Raw genomic sequence first — 16,103 nt, 5'->3', positions numbered from 1 at the left:
TCTGGCGCGTCAAACAATCATTCCGGAACGTAGCGCGGATAGGTCGATTTGCTTTGCGCGGCAAAGTCCAGATCGATCTCGACCGTGGCAAAGGGATTGTCAGGGTCGGTGGTGGCCAGCACGTTCCCTTCGGGGTCGATCACCCAAGCCAGACCGCCTGCGTCGGGGGCATCTCCGACAGGGGCCCACAGGTTGGACGACAGGCAATAAGCACCGGAACACACGGCCGAGGCCTGACCGCCGGCCAGCCATTTTTCGACAGAGCCGTGCGGCGTCGCACGCGGCACGCACAACAGATCGGCACGCGAGGCCGCATAGTGGCGGGCCCATTCAAAGAACCACATCTCGGTACAGATCTGGACGCCGACGCGCATCCCCAGAACACGGGCCAGATCAAAGCTCTTGGGTCCGCGATCATACCAGCTGTGCTCATGATAACCCGGTTCATCCGGCAAATAGTATTTCTCGTGCACCGGCGCTGCGTTGTCGGTTTCAGCGGTCCAGACATAGGCCTGATTGCGGCGACTGCCGGCGGCGTTGACAATCGGGCGGGTTCCCATCGCGCCGCGAACGCCCAGTTTCGAAAGCTGCGAAATCCTGTCGTCATGCGCCGCAACGGAGGCAGCCCAGCGCCCGGCATCCGGCGTTGCGTCATGCGCCAACCAGTCGAAAAAACACATCTCGGGCAGCAGCAAAAAATCTGTTCCGGCAGCTTGGACATGATCGGCCAGACCCGACAGGTACTGGTCCAGTTGTGATGGGCGCGGGTCGAGTTGGCAAACGGTGACTTTCACGGCTGCGGTCCTTGGACATGGTTGATATTGCGGATCAGCATGACTGCACCGGAATTGGCGTAACAGCCAGGGAATGGTATCGTTTCGATAGATCTTTAACGATTTGACAGCCATTTTGACGAAAGCGAACACAAGGCATGGACAATATCGATCGGGAACTGCTGCGCCTTCTGAGCGGGGATGCCCGACGTTCGGCCGCCGAACTGGCACGCGAATTGGGTGTGTCGCGGGCCACAATTCAGAACAGGATCGACAAGCTGAAGGCGAACGGCACGATCGCGCGGTTTACGGTGGAACTTGGGGGCAAGGTTGAAAACGCGCTGGTCGATGCACTTGTGCTTTTGAAGCTGGCACCGGGGGACAGCAGACGGATCATCGACCAACTCAGGAGAATTCCCGAAGTTCAGTCGCTTGGCTCCGTGAACGGTGTGTTCGATCTGGTTCTGGAATTGCGCACCTCCTCGCATCAGCGTCTGGATACGGTCCTGATGGATATCCGCCGCATGCCGATGGTGGCCGAAACCAACAGCTGCATCCGCCTTAATCACTTCAAATGAAGCAAATGCCCGCAGCGAAATACCTGTCCGATGTCGCAGGTGGACAAGCCTAAAGGTCCGATTCGATCGTCTGATCACCGCATGGGCAACGATCACCTTTACGACAAACTTCTGCGCCTTGCGCGCGACGCCTATCGCGGCAATCGTGAATTGACGGCCTTTGCGGCGTTTCCGGATGACGTCGAGCGGCAGCCGATCACGCCATTACACCGCCCCTGCGGTGACGCTCTGCGCAACGAAACCGGTTTGTCATCCCAAAACTATGCCGATCTGCAGGATGCCATCGTTGCCGCCGGTCCGGCGGCTGTCTGGCGCGAAACCTACAAGGGCACCAATATCGGGGACCGGTTCCTGCAAAATTTCGGATGCTATTCCATCATCGGCAAAGGCGGGCCATTCACCTCGCGGCAGTTGTGGCTGTGGATCGTCCATATGCCAGCCGGGCTGTATTATCCATGGCACCATCATCCGGGGGAAGAGGCATATTTGGTCGTGTCCGGGTCGGCTGTTTTCAAGCGGCGGGGATGCTCCGACGAAACCCTGCGCGAAGGCGGTACTGTACTGCATCAAAGCAACCAGCCACACGCGATGGAGACATTGGACGCGCCGGTCCTGTGCCTTGTCGCGTGGCGAAACGGGTTCGACACACCGCCTGTTCTGACGCCTTCGAAGTGATAGCCGTGTGGCTTGATCACGCGCAGGGTTCCGGCCAGAGGCTTCGGTTTTCTGGCGCATCGGGCTTGGGCAAACCGGGTGTGGGGCAACTCCTCGCTTGAAAGCGCTTCGGGACTGAGGCAGTAGGTCGTGACCCGCCGCTTTTGAAAGGCTGAGATGCTATTCAGTTCCGTTTGTGTTTGTTTTTCTGCCTCTGAGCCTTCTTGGGTTCTACGCAGCCGCAAGACTGCGCAATGCGGATGTGAAACTCTTGTGGATCGCGGCTTGTTCGCTGTTTTTCTATGCCTATTGGCGGCTGGATTACCTGCCAATTCTCTTGGGATCGGTCTGCGTCAACTTTCTTGTGGCCCGGGCCATTCGGCACAAGATGGCGGCGCAGGGGCAGGACGGCGCGGCGCGGGGGCTGCTTGTCGCGGGCATACTGTTCAACCTTGGTCTGCTTGGGTTCTTCAAATACCTTGGATTTGCCGTCGGTATCCTGAATGACGTCACGGGGTCCTTCATCCAGCCGCTGAGCATCGCGTTGCCGCTGGCGATCTCCTTTTTCACTTTTCAGCAAATCGCATTTCTGGTGGACAGCTACAAGCGGATCGCGCGGCCGACGCGGTTTCTGAACTATCTGGTGTTTGTCACCTTCTTCCCGCAGCTCATCGCGGGACCCATCGTGCATCACCATGAGATGATGCCGCAGTTCAAATCGCCTTCGATCGGGATCTTGCGATGGAAAAACCTGTATGTCGGGATAGTGATCTTTGGCATCGGGCTGTTCAAGAAACTGGTCATCGCAGATCAACTGGCGGTCTATGCAGATCAGGGTTTTGCCGATTACGCCAACCTGACCGTTCTGGACACCTGGATTGCGACATTGTCCTACACCTTCCAGCTGTATTTCGACTTCAGCGGTTATACAGATATGGCCATCGGTGCAGCGCGGATGTTCGGCATCCGCCTGCCGCAGAACTTTAACTCGCCCTACAAATCCCTGTCGGTTCAGGATTTCTGGCGCAGGTGGCACATGACGCTGTCGAGTTTTCTGCGCGACTATGTCTATATCCCGCTGGGCGGCGGCTGCCGGTCGTCCGCGCGGGTGTCGGCAAACCTGTTTACAACCTTTCTGCTTGGCGGTATCTGGCACGGCGCAGGCTGGACCTTTGTGATCTGGGGTGCCGTTCACGGCGCTGTTCTGGTGGCCGAGCGCTATCTGGCCCGGCTGAAGGTCCGCCTGCCGAATCCGGCCCGCTGGGCAATTACCTTTTTGATCGTGCATTGCGCCTGGGTCTATTTCCGGGCCGACAGCGTGGCGCAGGCCAACAGCATTCTTCGAACAATGTTTGGCCAGGGTGCATCGAACTCCGGTAGCAGCCATGTGGCGATCATCGACAGCGACACTGCGGCGGTTGCCATTCTTGCCGCGTTCTTCGTGGCGCTGGCCCTGCCCAACACGAACCAGTTTGTGCGCAACCTCAACCCGCAATGGAAAACCGTTTTCGCCGGAATGGCCTTTGGCACCGCCTGTACGGCGATGCTGGCCACGCGCAGCGACGTTTTCCTTTATTTCAACTTCTGAGGAACGGGCCGGATGATGTACCGCAATCGTTTCCTTCTGGTCAGCGCCATCGCGGCGGTTGTGTTCCTGTTTCTGCCCATCACCACTCTGTTGGCGCGCCTGCAGGTGCAGGACGGGCCGCTTGTGCCGGAGGACCGTCGCGCATTATGGTCCGTGAACAATGCCGAAGGCATGCTGGCGCTAGGGTTGTGGTCCTGCTGCGGCGTCTCACTTAACACCGATCAGGTGGTGATCGGGCAATCGGGCTATCTGTTTCTGGGCAACGGTCACAATCGTGTGCTCGACAGAACGTCGGGCCGGAAGATGCCCGATGCCAGAGATGTTGCGGGCTGGGCGGATCATCTGCGGCAGTTCTCGGACGGGCTGCAGGCGCGGGGTTCGGATTTCCTGCTTGTGATCGCGCCGAACAAGCATACGATCTATCCGGAATTTCTGCCGCCCGAAGTGGCACCAGCGGACATTACCGGCACGGACATGTTTATTGAGGCCGCGCGTGAACAAAATCTGCCGCTGCTGGATTTGCGCACCCTGATGACGGGACTGAAGGCCACCGCTCAGGCCTACCTGAAAACCGATACGCATTGGACAAACCTGGGGGCCGCGCGAAGGTATGAAGCGACTTTGGAGGCCCTTGGGCCCTACTATGATCCGATTGCCTACACGGCAGAGGAACTGGAACACACATCGGGTGATCTGGCCAATCTGCTGAAAGTTCGGGATTTGCTGGGCCACCGCCATGAAACGGACTATGCAATCGGATTTGAGAATTTGGTGGTCTGCGCAGGTGCAACTCCGTTCATCGGAATCGTACCTGACATCTGTACGGCAGAAGCCGGCGACGGAGGGGGTTTTGAGACGACATTTGCGCCTGCCGCCATAAATCCCGGCACCGCGTTGCTAATCTGCGATTCATTCTGCGAGGCGAACATCGCGCTTTATCGCCGCACGTTCCGGATCGTTCACAAGGTACAATGGCAGGATCTTTTAGATCGAGACATGGCGGGACAGATCGATCGCCTGCAGCCCGATGTGGTCATTATCCAACTTGTCGAACGAAACTTGTTCGAGCCTCGCCTGCACCTGCAATAGGTTGAAAGGCCCGCCGGATACGGGCCGCCGGATTGCGATACCAACGATTTATGGTCAGTTTCAAAGAAACATCCGGCCAGCTAAAGGAACGGGCGGCTTTCCCTTGCCCTTGTCCGCAATATGTTGCACCACACACGGGTTCAAACCCGGAGAGCGGGGCAAAGGATAAGGACAAGGCGCATGGCTGACGGATCGATCGATATCAACGCAAAACCAACCGAAGACATCTCGGTCCGTGACGTATTTGGAATTGACAGCAATATGGCGGTCAAGGGGTTCGCCGAGCGCAGCGACCGCGTTCCGGTAATCGACCCGACCTACAAGTTCGACCCCGAAACCACGCTGGCGATCCTGGCGGGTTTTTCGCACAATCGCCGCGTGATGATCCAAGGTTATCACGGCACCGGGAAATCGACCCATATCGAACAGGTCGCCGCGCGTCTGAACTGGCCTGCCGTACGTGTGAACCTGGACAGCCACATCAGCCGGATCGACCTGATCGGCAAGGACGCGATCAAGCTGCGCGACGGCAAACAGGTGACCGAATTCCACGAAGGCATCCTGCCCTGGGCGCTGCGCAACCCCGTCGCCATTGTCTTCGACGAATATGATGCGGGCCGTGCCGACGTGATGTTCGTGATCCAGCGTGTTCTGGAACATGACGGCAAGCTGACCCTGCTGGACCAGAACGAGATCATCACACCGAACCCGAACTTCCGCCTGTTCGCGACCGCCAACACCGTGGGTCTTGGCGATACCACCGGCCTTTATCACGGCACGCAACAGATCAACCAGGCGCAGATGGATCGCTGGTCGCTGGTTTCGACCCTGAACTATCTGAGCCATGATGCCGAAACGATGATCGTGCTGTCAAAGGCACCGCACTACAACACCGCCGAGGGCCGCAAGACCGTCAGCCAGATGGTGACCGTTGCTGACCTAACCCGGACGGCCTTCATGAATGGCGATCTGTCCACGGTGATGAGCCCGCGGACCGTGATCAACTGGGCCCAGAACGCTGAGATTTTCCGCAATGTGGGTTACGCTTTCCGCCTGTCATTCCTGAACAAGTGCGATGAGTTGGAGCGCCAGACCGTGGCCGAGTTCTATCAGCGCTGTTTCGACGAGGAACTGCCCGAGAGCGCGGCGAGTGCGAGCCTGGGGTAAGCACCTGAACTGCGCCCGTTTCGGGCGCAATGCCTCCGGCGGGGATATTTTTGGCCAGATGAAGGCGGATCCGTTATTGTTTTCCAGGCCGGGCTGGTCACTTTGATGAGGGCTTAAGGACATGGCACAGAAGAACGACAACCCCGCCGATCCTTTCAAGAAGGCCTTGGCCGAGGCCACCAAGGTGATGGCCGACGATCCCGAGCTTTCGGTCAGCTATACGGTCGACCCGTCGGGCCTGTCCGGCGAATCGATGCGATTGCCGCAGGTCTCTCGTCGCATGACACGGGAAGAGGTGTTGCTGGCGCGCGGCACGGCGGATGCTCTGGCGCTGCAGCGGCGGTATCATGACGATGCGACCCATGCGCGTTATGCGCCTCCGGGCGATATGGCGCGGGATCTTTATGAGGCGATGGAAGTTGCCCGTTGTGAAGCGATGGGCGCACGGGACATGCCCGGGACTGCCAGCAATATCGATGTCAAGATCAGCCACGAGGCGATCCGGCGCGGATATGACCAGTGCAAACAGCCTGCAGATGCGCCGCTTGCAGTGGCCGCGGGCTATCTGATCCGGCATCTGGCGACCGGGCGGGATCTGCCGCCGGCGGCCGAGAACATCATGAACCTTTGGCGCGGGTTCATCGAAGAACAGGCGGGTGGCGTGCTGGAGAACCTTGAAGAGGTTCTGTCGGACCAGGCGGAATTCGCAAGGTTTGCTCGTCAGATGATCAAGGATCTGGGCTATGGCGACCAGCTGGGCGAGGACCCGGACGAGCTGGACGACGAGCAGGAAGATCAGGCCGAAGACGACGCCGAGGAACAGCCCGACCCCGACAGCACCGGGCAGGACGATCAGGACGAGCAGGACGCCGACGCCACCCCCGAACAGACGCAGGAAGAGCAGCAGGATCAGTCTCAGGCGCAGGTCTCGATGGACGAGATGGCCGAGGATGAGATGGGCGAAGAGGCCGAGATGCCCGATGGCGAGGCCCCACTGGAGCCGCCTGCCCCGCCGCCCGCGTCTGAAGCGGATCCCGACTACAAGGTTTACCTGAGCACCCATGACGAGGAGATCGCCGCCGAGGATCTCGCGGAACCGGCCGAGTTGGAGCGGCTGCGGGCCTATCTGGATCAGCAGCTGGAGCCTTTGAAAGGGGCGGTTTCGCGCCTGGCCAACAAGCTGCAGCGCCGGTTGCAGGCGCAGCAGAACCGGTCTTGGGAGTTTGACCGCGAGGAAGGCATTCTGGACGCGGGCCGTCTGGCGCGGGTGGTGGCGAACCCCACGACGCCGCTAAGCTTCAAGGTCGAGAAGGATACCGAGTTCCGCGACACCGTGGTGACGCTGCTTTTGGACAATTCGGGCTCGATGCGCGGGCGTCCAATCTCAATCGCGGCCATCTGTGCCGATGTTCTGGCGCGGACGCTGGAGCGCTGCAACGTCAAGGTCGAAATTCTGGGCTTTACCACACGGGCATGGAAAGGCGGTCAGGCGCGTGAGGCCTGGCTGAACGATGGACGCCCACAGCAACCCGGCCGTCTGAACGACCTGCGCCACATCATCTACAAAGGTGCGGACGCCCCTTGGCGTCGTGCACGACCTAATTTGGGTCTGATGATGAAAGAAGGCCTATTGAAGGAAAACATCGACGGCGAAGCCCTGGAATGGGCACATCGCCGGATGCTGGCGCGGCGCGAACAGCGCAAAATCCTGATGGTGATTTCGGACGGTGCGCCGGTTGATGATTCAACTCTGAGCGTTAACCCTTCGAATTATCTGGAAAAACACCTGCGTGACGTGATTGCGATGGTGGAAAAACGCAAGATGGTCGAGTTGCTGGCCATCGGTATCGGCCATGACGTGACCCGGTACTATGACCGGGCCGTAACTATCACGGATGTCGAGCAGTTGGCAGGTGCCATGACCGAGCAGCTGGCGGCTCTGTTCGACAGCGACCCGCGGGCGCGGGCTCGGGTCATGGGCATGAAGCGGGCCAGCTAGATCCGTTGACGTCGCCCTGCCGGGCGGCATAGCATCCCAAGAAACCAGCCCCAGATTGACGATCCGGCTGTCGGAGCAATTCGGGGCTGGGTATTAATGTGCCCGTGGCGAACGGCCTTGTGGTGCAATAACGCGATATCGAAGGGTGGCATCATCCGAAGCTCCTGTTTGTTGCCTCTAATTTGGCAACGGCGCTGCCCTCTCGCTTGAAGACAATCCTGAGAAACCCCCGAGAAACCTTTGGGAATGCCATTGAACCTTGTGGCCCCAATCGAAACGGAGTGTATTCAGCCCATGCGCTATGAGTTTGCAGATTGTATTCTGGACGTTGACCGCCACGTGCTGTTGCGCGGGGGCGAAGCGGTTCCGGTTGAACCTCAGGTCTTTGATCTGCTGGAGTTACTGGTTGAAAGCCCCGGCAAGCTGGTTGCACGCGAAGAGATCATCGAGCGGGTCTGGCATGGTCGGTTTGTCTCGGAATCGACCATAAGCGCCCGCATCGCTGCAGCACGCAAGGCAGTAGGCGATGATGGCAAGACGCAACGGATCATCCGGACAATTGTGCGGCGTGGCCTGCAGATGGCGGCTGAAGTCAGCCGTGATTCAGAGCCTGCACAAAACGGCGAACATCGAACCCAGCGGCTAAGATATGCCCGGGGACATGACGGTCAGGCGATTGCCTTTGCCATGTCCGGAAAAGGCCCTCCGGTTCTGAGGGTCGGTTCCATCGTTTATGATCTTGAGGCAGAGTGGCGGCTGGCTTCAGAGCGGACCTACCTTGAAGCGATGGGCGCAAAGTTCACGATGTTGCGTTACAACAAAAGCCACCAGTCCCATTGGGGCGACCCCTGCCGGGCCAATTACGAAGGGGTTGCTGAAGACATTCTGGCGGTGACGCAGGCCGCAGGATTTGACCGGTTTGCCATTGTCTCGGAATTCGGCGGCGTATTCTCGGCCTTGCAATTCGCCACGAAATATCCCGCGCACGTCAGCAGGCTGGCGATTGTTGGCGGCTGGGCAGAAGGGCGCGATCATCGTGAAGGTGTGGCGGGGCCGGATTCGATCCGCAACCTGATCATCGAAGGCTGGAAAGACCCCGGGAGCGGTTATGCGGTTGGCTCGCTGTTGAGCTACTTTCCCGAGGGACCTTTGGAAGCCGTGCGCGAAATTGTGAACGAGATGCAGACGCTCTATTCCGTCGAACAGAAACTTTATCAGCGCGACAGTGGAAATACCGCCTCAGTTCTGCATCTTTTGCCGCAAGTGCAATGCCCGACGCCGGTCCTGCATGGGCGCAACAGCGCCGTCCACCCCTTATCCGAGGCGCGAAAACTGGCAGCCGGTATTCCCGACGCTTCGCTTGTCATTCTGGAAACCGCCAATCACATTCCTCTGCCCGGAAACGACGTTTACGACTCTTACATCGAGACGCTGAAAGGCTTTCTGGGCGCAACCGAATAGTGTCGTCGCGATGTGCTGGACATTTGCCGCCGCGCGCCCCACTTTTCGCCGCACCAAGACAAAAGCAAGAGGGCTCCATGTTCCAGACATTCGAAGTGACCGCCCGCCCGGAACAGGGGCCGACCCGGTTGCAGGCCTTGCGCGGCGAGGTGGTTCAGGAAGGGCTGGACGGATTTCTGATTCCCCGCGCGGATGCGCATCAGGGGGAATATGTCGCGCCGCGTGATGAGCGTCTGGCCTGGTTGACCGGGTTCACCGGATCGGCCGGGTTCTGTGCCGCGCTGAAAGACGTGGCGGGTGTCTTCATCGACGGGCGCTATCGCACGCAGGTCAAGGCGCAGGTCGCGGATGTGTATACTCCGGTTCCCTGGCCCGATATCGGGTTGGCCGCCTGGCTGAAAGAACAGCTACCGCAAGGCGGCAAGGTCGGGTTCGACCCCTGGCTGCATGCCGTGGGTCAGATCACGAGCACGCAGAAGGATCTGCAGGGCAGCGGTATCGAACTGGTCCGTTGTCCGAACCTGGTGGACCGGATCTGGGCGGACCAGCCTGCGCCACCGATGAACCCAGTTAGCGCGCACCCGATTGAATTCGCAGGGGAATCCGCCGAAAGCAAGATCAGCCGTCTGGCCGAAGCGCTGCAAAAAGCGGGACATGCGGCTGCGGTGATCACGCTGCCGGACTCGATCATGTGGCTGCTGAATATCCGGGGATCGGATATCGGGTACAACCCGGTGGCGCACGGGTTTGCGATTTTGCATGCCGATGGCGGAGTGGACCTGTTCATGGCCGCCAAAAAGCTGTCCGATGTTGCCGATCATTTGGGGCCCCGGGTGCGCCAGCACGAACCGGATGCGTTTTTGCAGGCCATAAGCGGGCTGGCTGGTTCGGTGCAGGTCGATCCGGCGACACTGCCGCAGATTGTTGCTGACGCTCTGGGCGACAGGATGGCCGAGGGAGGCGACCCCTGCGCCCTGCCCAAAGCCTGCAAGAACGCCGCGGAAATCGCGGGCAGCGCCGAGGCCCATCTGCGCGATGCGGTCGCGGTGATCGAAACGCTGTGCTGGTTGGACGCGCAGCCCCCAGGCAGCCTGACCGAAACGCAGGTCGTCACCCGGCTGGAGGAAAACCGGCGGCAGGACGCGGCACTGCGGGATATCTCGTTCGACACCATTGCGGGCACCGGGCCAAACGGCGCGGTCATGCATTACCGGGTGACGACCGAGACAGACAGCCTGTTGAAGGATGGCCATATTCTGGTTCTGGACAGCGGAGGGCAATATCTGGACGGCACCACGGACATCACCCGAACCGTTGCGATCGGCACCGCCGGTGACGAGGAAAGCGCCTGCTTCACGCGCGTGTTGAAAGGCATGATTGCCATGTCCATGCTACGCTGGCCCGTCGGGCTGTCCGGGCGCGACATCGAATGTGTGGCGCGCGCGCCGCTGTGGTCCGCGGGGCAGGATTTTAACCACGGCGTGGGCCACGGCGTCGGTGCCTATCTGAGCGTGCACGAAGGCCCGCAGCGCCTGTCGAAGGCCAGCCATGTTGCGCTGGAACCCGGTATGATCCTGTCAAATGAGCCGGGGTACTACCGGGAAGGTGCCTTTGGTATCCGGATCGAGAATCTGGTGGTTGTGGAAGAAGCCCCCTCGCTGCCCAGCGGCGATACCGAGCGGGCGATGCTGAACTGGCGTACGCTGACCTTTGTGCCCATTGACCGCCGGTTGATCGTCGCCGACATGTTGTCCCCGCAGGAACGGGCATGGCTGAACGAGTATCACCGCGAAGTTGCGGAAAAAATCAGGCCAAGGCTGGGCCATGACGCGCAACTGTGGTTGGATGCCGCAACCGCGCCGGTGTGACATCCGGCTGTTACATAGATTGGGCAGAGGAAAGGCCCTGACGCGACAAAAGAAGGAGCAGACATGACCGACAACATAACAATCCGCAAGGCGCCCGGAAAATGGAGCGTCCGGTCAGGTGGCGCGATTCTGGGCGAAACCACGGGTGCGTTGGAGTTGCTTGAGGGGAATCTGGATCCGGTGATCTATTTCCCACGCTCCGATATCGCGATGGCCTTTCTGGACCAGACGGATAAAGTCACCCACTGCCCGCACAAAGGCGACGCCACGCATTTCTCGATCGTCAACAAATCCTCGACAACCGAAAACGCCGCGTGGAGCTATGAAGACCCGATCCCGGCGGTGGCCGAAATCAAGGGCTATCTGGCGTTCTATCCGCTGGACTCGGTGACGGTCGAACAGTTGTAGAACCATCCGATGTTGAGAAGTCAGTCGAAGCCGACAGTTGCACCAAGTAATGGCAGGCCGGATCACCCCTCGGCGGGTTGCACGGCCCGCTGATAGAGATGCCATGTTGTGTGGCCAAGGATCGGCAGGGTGAAGATCAGGCCCAGAAACGCCGGGACAAGCGACAACAGCATAGTGACCGAGATAATCGCCGCCCAGCCAAGCATGACCAACGGATTTTCCGTGACGACGCGAATGGACGTGATCATGGCAGAGACAAAATTGGTTTCCCGGTCAAGCAGCATGGGCATGGCGATGACGGTCACCGAGAACAGTACAGCCGACAGAAATGCGCCGACGCAGGTGCCAACGGCCAGGAAAGTCCAGCCCTGCGGTGTGAAGAACACGGTGTTCAGAAACCCGTCGAAATCCGAGAAAGATACATTCTGTAGGATGATCGCCAGCCATAGACGGACCTGATAAATCCACACCCAGAAAATGAACAGGGTGACAAAGGCCATCCAGCCCATTTCGCGCTTACGCTGGTTGGCCATGACGGTGAGGATTTCAGACCAGCCGAAACTCTCGTTGTTCTGAATCCGGCGGGACATCTCATACAGCCCGGCGGCAGCAAATGGCGCGACCAGGGGGAAGCCGACGACCGCTGGAATGATCATCCAGATCTTGCCAAGCCAGACCAGGCTCCAGACAAACAGGATGCCGAAGACTGCATAGAAAAGTCCAAAAAAGCCACTCATGAAGGGGCGGGCCAGAAAATCGGAAAAGCCGGCCTTCAGGGACGCGGTGATATCATCCGCAGTGACCTTGTTGATCCTGGGCATGGCCTGCGGCGGCGGCGTCAGATTGTTCGGTGGCGTGGAACCCGCAGTCTTGGATGTCATGACACTCCTCCCAAAGCAGCTGCACCGTTCTGGTCCGCTTTCAAACAGACCTAACGGAGAAACAGACATCCCTCCTTTGCGATCAAGTTTGCATCAGGTGGGGCACAAGGGCAAGAAGCGAGTATTGTGGCCAAGTGTTCGCAGGGTCTGCGGAAAATCAGCAATTTCGCGTCAAGAGTACGCCGGTTCCCAAGGCCTGCGTTATTCAGGAAGGCTATGCGACCGCCCGGAATCCTGCCTTTGTGTTGCCTTTGGGATAGTCCATGTCGGGTGCTGGCAAGCCCAGCCCCCTGCACAAAGGCCCCCAGCCGGAGCCAAGCGGCAGGTCGATAAGCCGTTCCGCAGGCACTTCGTTTCGGACCCTGGCGATCGTGCCCTCGTAAACAGACAGAACATGCGCCTTGTCCTGAATGTTTCCACCGAAAACCCCTTCGGTTATCACGCTGGTTCCCAGACCGCCGACATCCGTGCCTGATAGCAGCGCTGTCTGAATCGTATTGGTGAAACTGTTCCACCAGTCTTCGGCGGGCCGGTGGGTCAGCACCACTTTGGCATCCGGGTAGAAGGCCATCGTTTCACGCCAGTAGGCGGCTGATGGCCAGTCCACGGCGCTGTTGTATCCTTCAAACAGCGAGGGCCAGTCCGGTGTTGCCCCGTTTGCGAAAGCGATCCAGCGTTCCCGCTGCGTTTTGCAGTCCATGACCTCGTACATGCGGTGCATCGGTCCGAGCCCAAGGGCTTTAAGCGCCCGCTTGAGGCTTTCCGTTCCTGTCCGTCCAAATCCGGCTCCGATCACTTTCAAAGTCATGTTCATCCTCCGGTCTGTTGCAATACATCCCGTGACGGGTCTGCTTGCCTAAGGATGTCCGGATGTGTCAGATTGAACAATCAGATCAATCCGTTTCATTGCATTGAAATTTTCAATTACACTCAGACAGGGTTCCGATGTCCACAGCGCCAGAAATACTCTCGCTGGATTTCGCGGCGCTTCGTACGCTGAAGCTGGTGTACACGCACCGCTCATTCGCAAAGGCCGCGGCCGAGCTGGGCATGAACCCGTCTTCGGTCAGTTACACGATCGAACGTGTCAGAAAGACAGCGCAGGATCCCCTGTTCGTCAAACAAGGCGGAGGGATAGCACCTACGCACCATTGCCACCGGCTCATGGACCGAGTGGAGCACATGTTGGAAGAAGCCGAGCAGTTTCGCGACGATGAGGCATTCGATCCGAAGCAGTCCGAGGGAGAGATCCGGATCAATATCACCAGTTACGAAACGTTGCTTGTTTTGCCTCAAGTTGTTCGACGGCTCCGGCGCGAAGCCCCGGCGATCCGGCTGATCCTGAACTATAACTACGGCCTTGCCAGCGACTTGTTGCTGAGTGGCAGCGCCGATATCTACCTCGGGCCTCAGAAAGTGTCGGACAGCGGGATTTACGGCGAAGAATACCTGAACCGCGAGCAGCATGTCTGTATGATGGATCCGTCACACCCGCTGGCAAAGAAAGAGGTCCTGGGGCTGGACGACATCAAGGAGATGAATTTCGTCCATTTCGAACCGCGCCCCGGCTGGCAGCAGGCGCCGGTTCGCTATGCCGCCGAACAGGGCATCAGCCTGCGGCGTTCGATCGTCAGCAGTGATGCTATATCCTTTGGCGAAATCATCGTGGGCACCGACCTCCTGGCCGCGTTGCCGTCACGGATGGCCAACCGGTTCAGGGACAGGCTTGCTCTGCGGCCTTTCGATTTTGACACGGGCATGGCAGAGCATATGTACTGGACTGCTGCAACCGATCGGTCGAAACTGGCACGTTGGGTCCGGTCTGTGATCAAGGAAGAAGCGAGGAAAGCGCCAACCGGCTAAGCGGCTCCCGTTTCAGAAGACGCAGTGCAACGCGCCGGCTTCGGCCTCGCTACGAATGCTCCTCGGCCGCTGTCGCCGCCAGCGCACGGTTATACGCCTTGAGCGCATCTATGTGATAAAGCGCGCCGACCGGGGTTTCGACACCGTTATCTTCGATCAGAACCACCGGAATGCAGGGGATGTCACCGCGGTCGAAATAGGGCATCGCAGCCTCAAGCGTGGCGCTGGCCTGAATGCAGAAGCCCTGTTCAATCAACTCCTGCGCCTCATCCCTGGTGATCGAGCGCGGATCTCCGAGCGGTCGCATCACGGCGCCAGCGCGCAACATGGCCAGCAGGTAGGCCTGCGGCCCGGCGGCCAGATGCACGTTGCGGCGCTCCAGTTGAGTCAGGAAGAAGGACCGGTCCACCAGGCGCGAAGCCAGCGCGGTGGACATCGAAACCGAGACCATCACCGCAAGGCCGATCTGCCAGTCTCCGGTCAGTTCGAACACGATCAGCGTGGTCGAGATGGGTGCCCCCAGAACTGCGGCGGCCACGGCACCCATTCCGGCAAAGGCATAGAGCGTGTGGGTCCCCGATACGTCCGGCAGCAAGCCGGTGGCGATCAGGCCAAAGGCCAGCCCGGTCAGCGCGCCGATCATCAGCGACGGTGAGAACACACCGCCACCCATGCGGCCGCCCATGGTAATGGCGACCGCAACGGTCTTGAGAACGGCAAACAGGATTGCGGTGGTCAGCAGCAGGTCGCCGGTCAGGGCGCGGATCGTGGTCTCGTACCCGACACCGATGATATGCGGGAACCAGATCGCCATCAGCCCCAGCATCGCCCCCGATACCGCCGGCCGCAGCCAGCGCGGCAGTGACAGGCGGGTCTGGATGTGGTTGCCGATATCCTCGGCAAAGAAGATCGAGCGCATCAGCAGCAGAGAGACGAACCCGCAGATCAGCCCGAGGATCAGGAACGCGGGCAACTCCACATAGAATTGCAGCGATCCGGGGGTCTCCAGGACAAACTCGGTGACGTCACCATAGGCCAGACGGTTGATAACCGTCCCCGCGACCGAGGCAATAACGATAGGGGCGAAGGCATGGACCGCGAAGTGGCGCAGAACCACTTCGAGCGCGAAAAGCGCACCCGCAATGGGGGCGTTGAAGCTGGCCGAGACGGCGGCGGCCACGGCACAGCCCAGCAGGTCGCGACCGGTGATGCCGTCCGCGTGGATGCGGTTGCTGACCCATGTTGAAATGACGCCCGCCATGTGAACCACCGGCCCTTCACGACCCGTCGAGCCGCCTGAGCTGAGCGTGATGAGCGAGGCGAGGAAAGACGCGATCCCTGCCTTGATCTCGACCCTCCCATCGGTGACGGCAGAACCTTCCATCACGTCCGCCACGGACCGGACACGCCCGTCATCGGTGAAAATGTGCAGGATGATACCGACAACCAGGCCACCGATGATCGGCGTGATCAGGATCAGGACCCAAGGCAGCTTTTCCACATGGCTGTGCAGCAGAAGGATATCCTCGGTGTTGTAGATATACGCCTGAAGTGCGGCGATGGCCTTGCGGAATCCCAGCGCCATGAAACCCGCCGCGATACCGATGGCCAGGGCGATGAACCAGAACTGAATCTGGCTGGGTCCCCGACGGAGCATCACCCGCCATGCATCCTTGATCGCGGCCAGTGCCTGATTGAGCTGATTGCGCAGAACGGTGCGGGTCGACTGGGTCATTTGCCCTCGGAGGTCATCGTTCCCTCATTAGTAAGCCAC

Annotated in this window: 14 protein-coding genes; 10 read left to right on the top strand and 4 right to left on the bottom strand. The window is 59.6% G+C overall.

Annotated features, from left to right (window positions below; genetic code table 11):
* Window positions 1-17: 17 nt before the first annotated feature.
* Window positions 18-794 carry a carbon-nitrogen hydrolase family protein gene (locus ACR3EQ_RS00515; protein ID WP_170615279.1) on the bottom strand — a complete coding sequence of 259 codons (777 nt, stop codon included), beginning with the start codon at window positions 792-794 and terminating at the stop codon, window positions 18-20.
* Window positions 795-931: 137 nt separating this feature from the next.
* Here ACR3EQ_RS00515 and ACR3EQ_RS00510 point away from each other — a divergent pair, with 137 nt between their 5' ends.
* The 9 genes from ACR3EQ_RS00510 (at window position 932) to ACR3EQ_RS00470 (ending at window position 11,585) form a co-directional block, all read left to right on the top strand.
* Entirely contained in the window at window positions 932-1,351 is a 420-nt protein-coding gene (locus ACR3EQ_RS00510) for an Lrp/AsnC family transcriptional regulator (RefSeq protein ID WP_170615277.1), read from the top strand.
* 81 nt (window positions 1,352-1,432) lie between these two features.
* The gene (locus tag ACR3EQ_RS00505) at window positions 1,433-2,026 is read left to right on the top strand and encodes a dimethylsulfonioproprionate lyase family protein (protein ID WP_170615275.1); all 594 of its coding nucleotides are present in this window, start codon (window positions 1,433-1,435) and stop codon (window positions 2,024-2,026) included.
* Window positions 2,027-2,201: 175 nt separating this feature from the next.
* Window positions 2,202-3,593 carry an MBOAT family O-acyltransferase gene (locus ACR3EQ_RS00500; protein WP_480489552.1) on the top strand — a complete coding sequence of 464 codons (1,392 nt, stop codon included), beginning with the start codon at window positions 2,202-2,204 and terminating at the stop codon, window positions 3,591-3,593.
* A 12-nt stretch (window positions 3,594-3,605) separates the two neighbouring features.
* Window positions 3,606-4,682, top strand: coding sequence for an alginate O-acetyltransferase AlgX-related protein (locus ACR3EQ_RS00495; protein ID WP_170615273.1), 1,077 nt, complete (start codon window positions 3,606-3,608; stop codon window positions 4,680-4,682).
* A 180-nt stretch (window positions 4,683-4,862) separates the two neighbouring features.
* Window positions 4,863-5,849: a cobaltochelatase subunit CobS gene (cobS, locus tag ACR3EQ_RS00490; protein WP_170615271.1), complete on the top strand. Its 987-nt coding sequence runs from the start codon at window positions 4,863-4,865 to the stop codon at window positions 5,847-5,849.
* A 121-nt stretch (window positions 5,850-5,970) separates the two neighbouring features.
* Window positions 5,971-7,848 (top strand): cobaltochelatase subunit CobT, encoded by a 1,878-nt coding sequence (cobT, locus tag ACR3EQ_RS00485; RefSeq protein WP_480489551.1) that lies wholly within the window; start codon window positions 5,971-5,973, stop codon window positions 7,846-7,848.
* A 246-nt stretch (window positions 7,849-8,094) separates the two neighbouring features.
* Window positions 8,095-9,309: an alpha/beta hydrolase gene (locus ACR3EQ_RS00480; protein ID WP_170615268.1), complete on the top strand. Its 1,215-nt coding sequence runs from the start codon at window positions 8,095-8,097 to the stop codon at window positions 9,307-9,309.
* Between the two features lie 77 nt (window positions 9,310-9,386).
* Window positions 9,387-11,177, top strand: coding sequence for an aminopeptidase P family protein (locus ACR3EQ_RS00475; protein WP_480489550.1), 1,791 nt, complete (start codon window positions 9,387-9,389; stop codon window positions 11,175-11,177).
* A 63-nt stretch (window positions 11,178-11,240) separates the two neighbouring features.
* Window positions 11,241-11,585, top strand: coding sequence for a DUF427 domain-containing protein (locus tag ACR3EQ_RS00470; protein ID WP_480489549.1), 345 nt, complete (start codon window positions 11,241-11,243; stop codon window positions 11,583-11,585).
* Between the two features lie 62 nt (window positions 11,586-11,647).
* Here ACR3EQ_RS00470 and ACR3EQ_RS00465 read toward each other — a convergent pair whose 3' ends face one another.
* Together ACR3EQ_RS00465 and ACR3EQ_RS00460 are read right to left on the bottom strand one after the other, a co-directional pair.
* A complete protein-coding gene (locus ACR3EQ_RS00465) occupies window positions 11,648-12,466 on the bottom strand; it encodes a DUF2189 domain-containing protein (protein WP_170615262.1) in 819 nt (272 codons plus the stop codon).
* A gap of 214 nt (window positions 12,467-12,680) precedes the next feature.
* Complete coding sequence (locus ACR3EQ_RS00460) at window positions 12,681-13,274, bottom strand: sulfotransferase family protein (protein ID WP_480489548.1); 594 nt, start codon at window positions 13,272-13,274, stop codon at window positions 12,681-12,683.
* Window positions 13,275-13,411: 137 nt separating this feature from the next.
* Between ACR3EQ_RS00460 and ACR3EQ_RS00455 the strand changes: the two genes are divergently transcribed.
* The gene (locus tag ACR3EQ_RS00455; protein WP_170615258.1) at window positions 13,412-14,329 is read left to right on the top strand and encodes a LysR family transcriptional regulator; all 918 of its coding nucleotides are present in this window, start codon (window positions 13,412-13,414) and stop codon (window positions 14,327-14,329) included.
* A 49-nt stretch (window positions 14,330-14,378) separates the two neighbouring features.
* Here the strand turns inward: ACR3EQ_RS00455 and ACR3EQ_RS00450 are convergent, their stop codons facing one another.
* Entirely contained in the window at window positions 14,379-16,064 is a 1,686-nt protein-coding gene (locus tag ACR3EQ_RS00450) for a chloride channel protein (RefSeq protein WP_170615256.1), read from the bottom strand.
* Window positions 16,065-16,103: the final 39 nt, after the last annotated feature.

Source organism: Ruegeria sp. AN11 (assembly GCF_056536005.1).
Note: the sequence above shows the minus strand (reverse complement) of the source record. Positions and strands in the feature narration are given on the sequence as shown.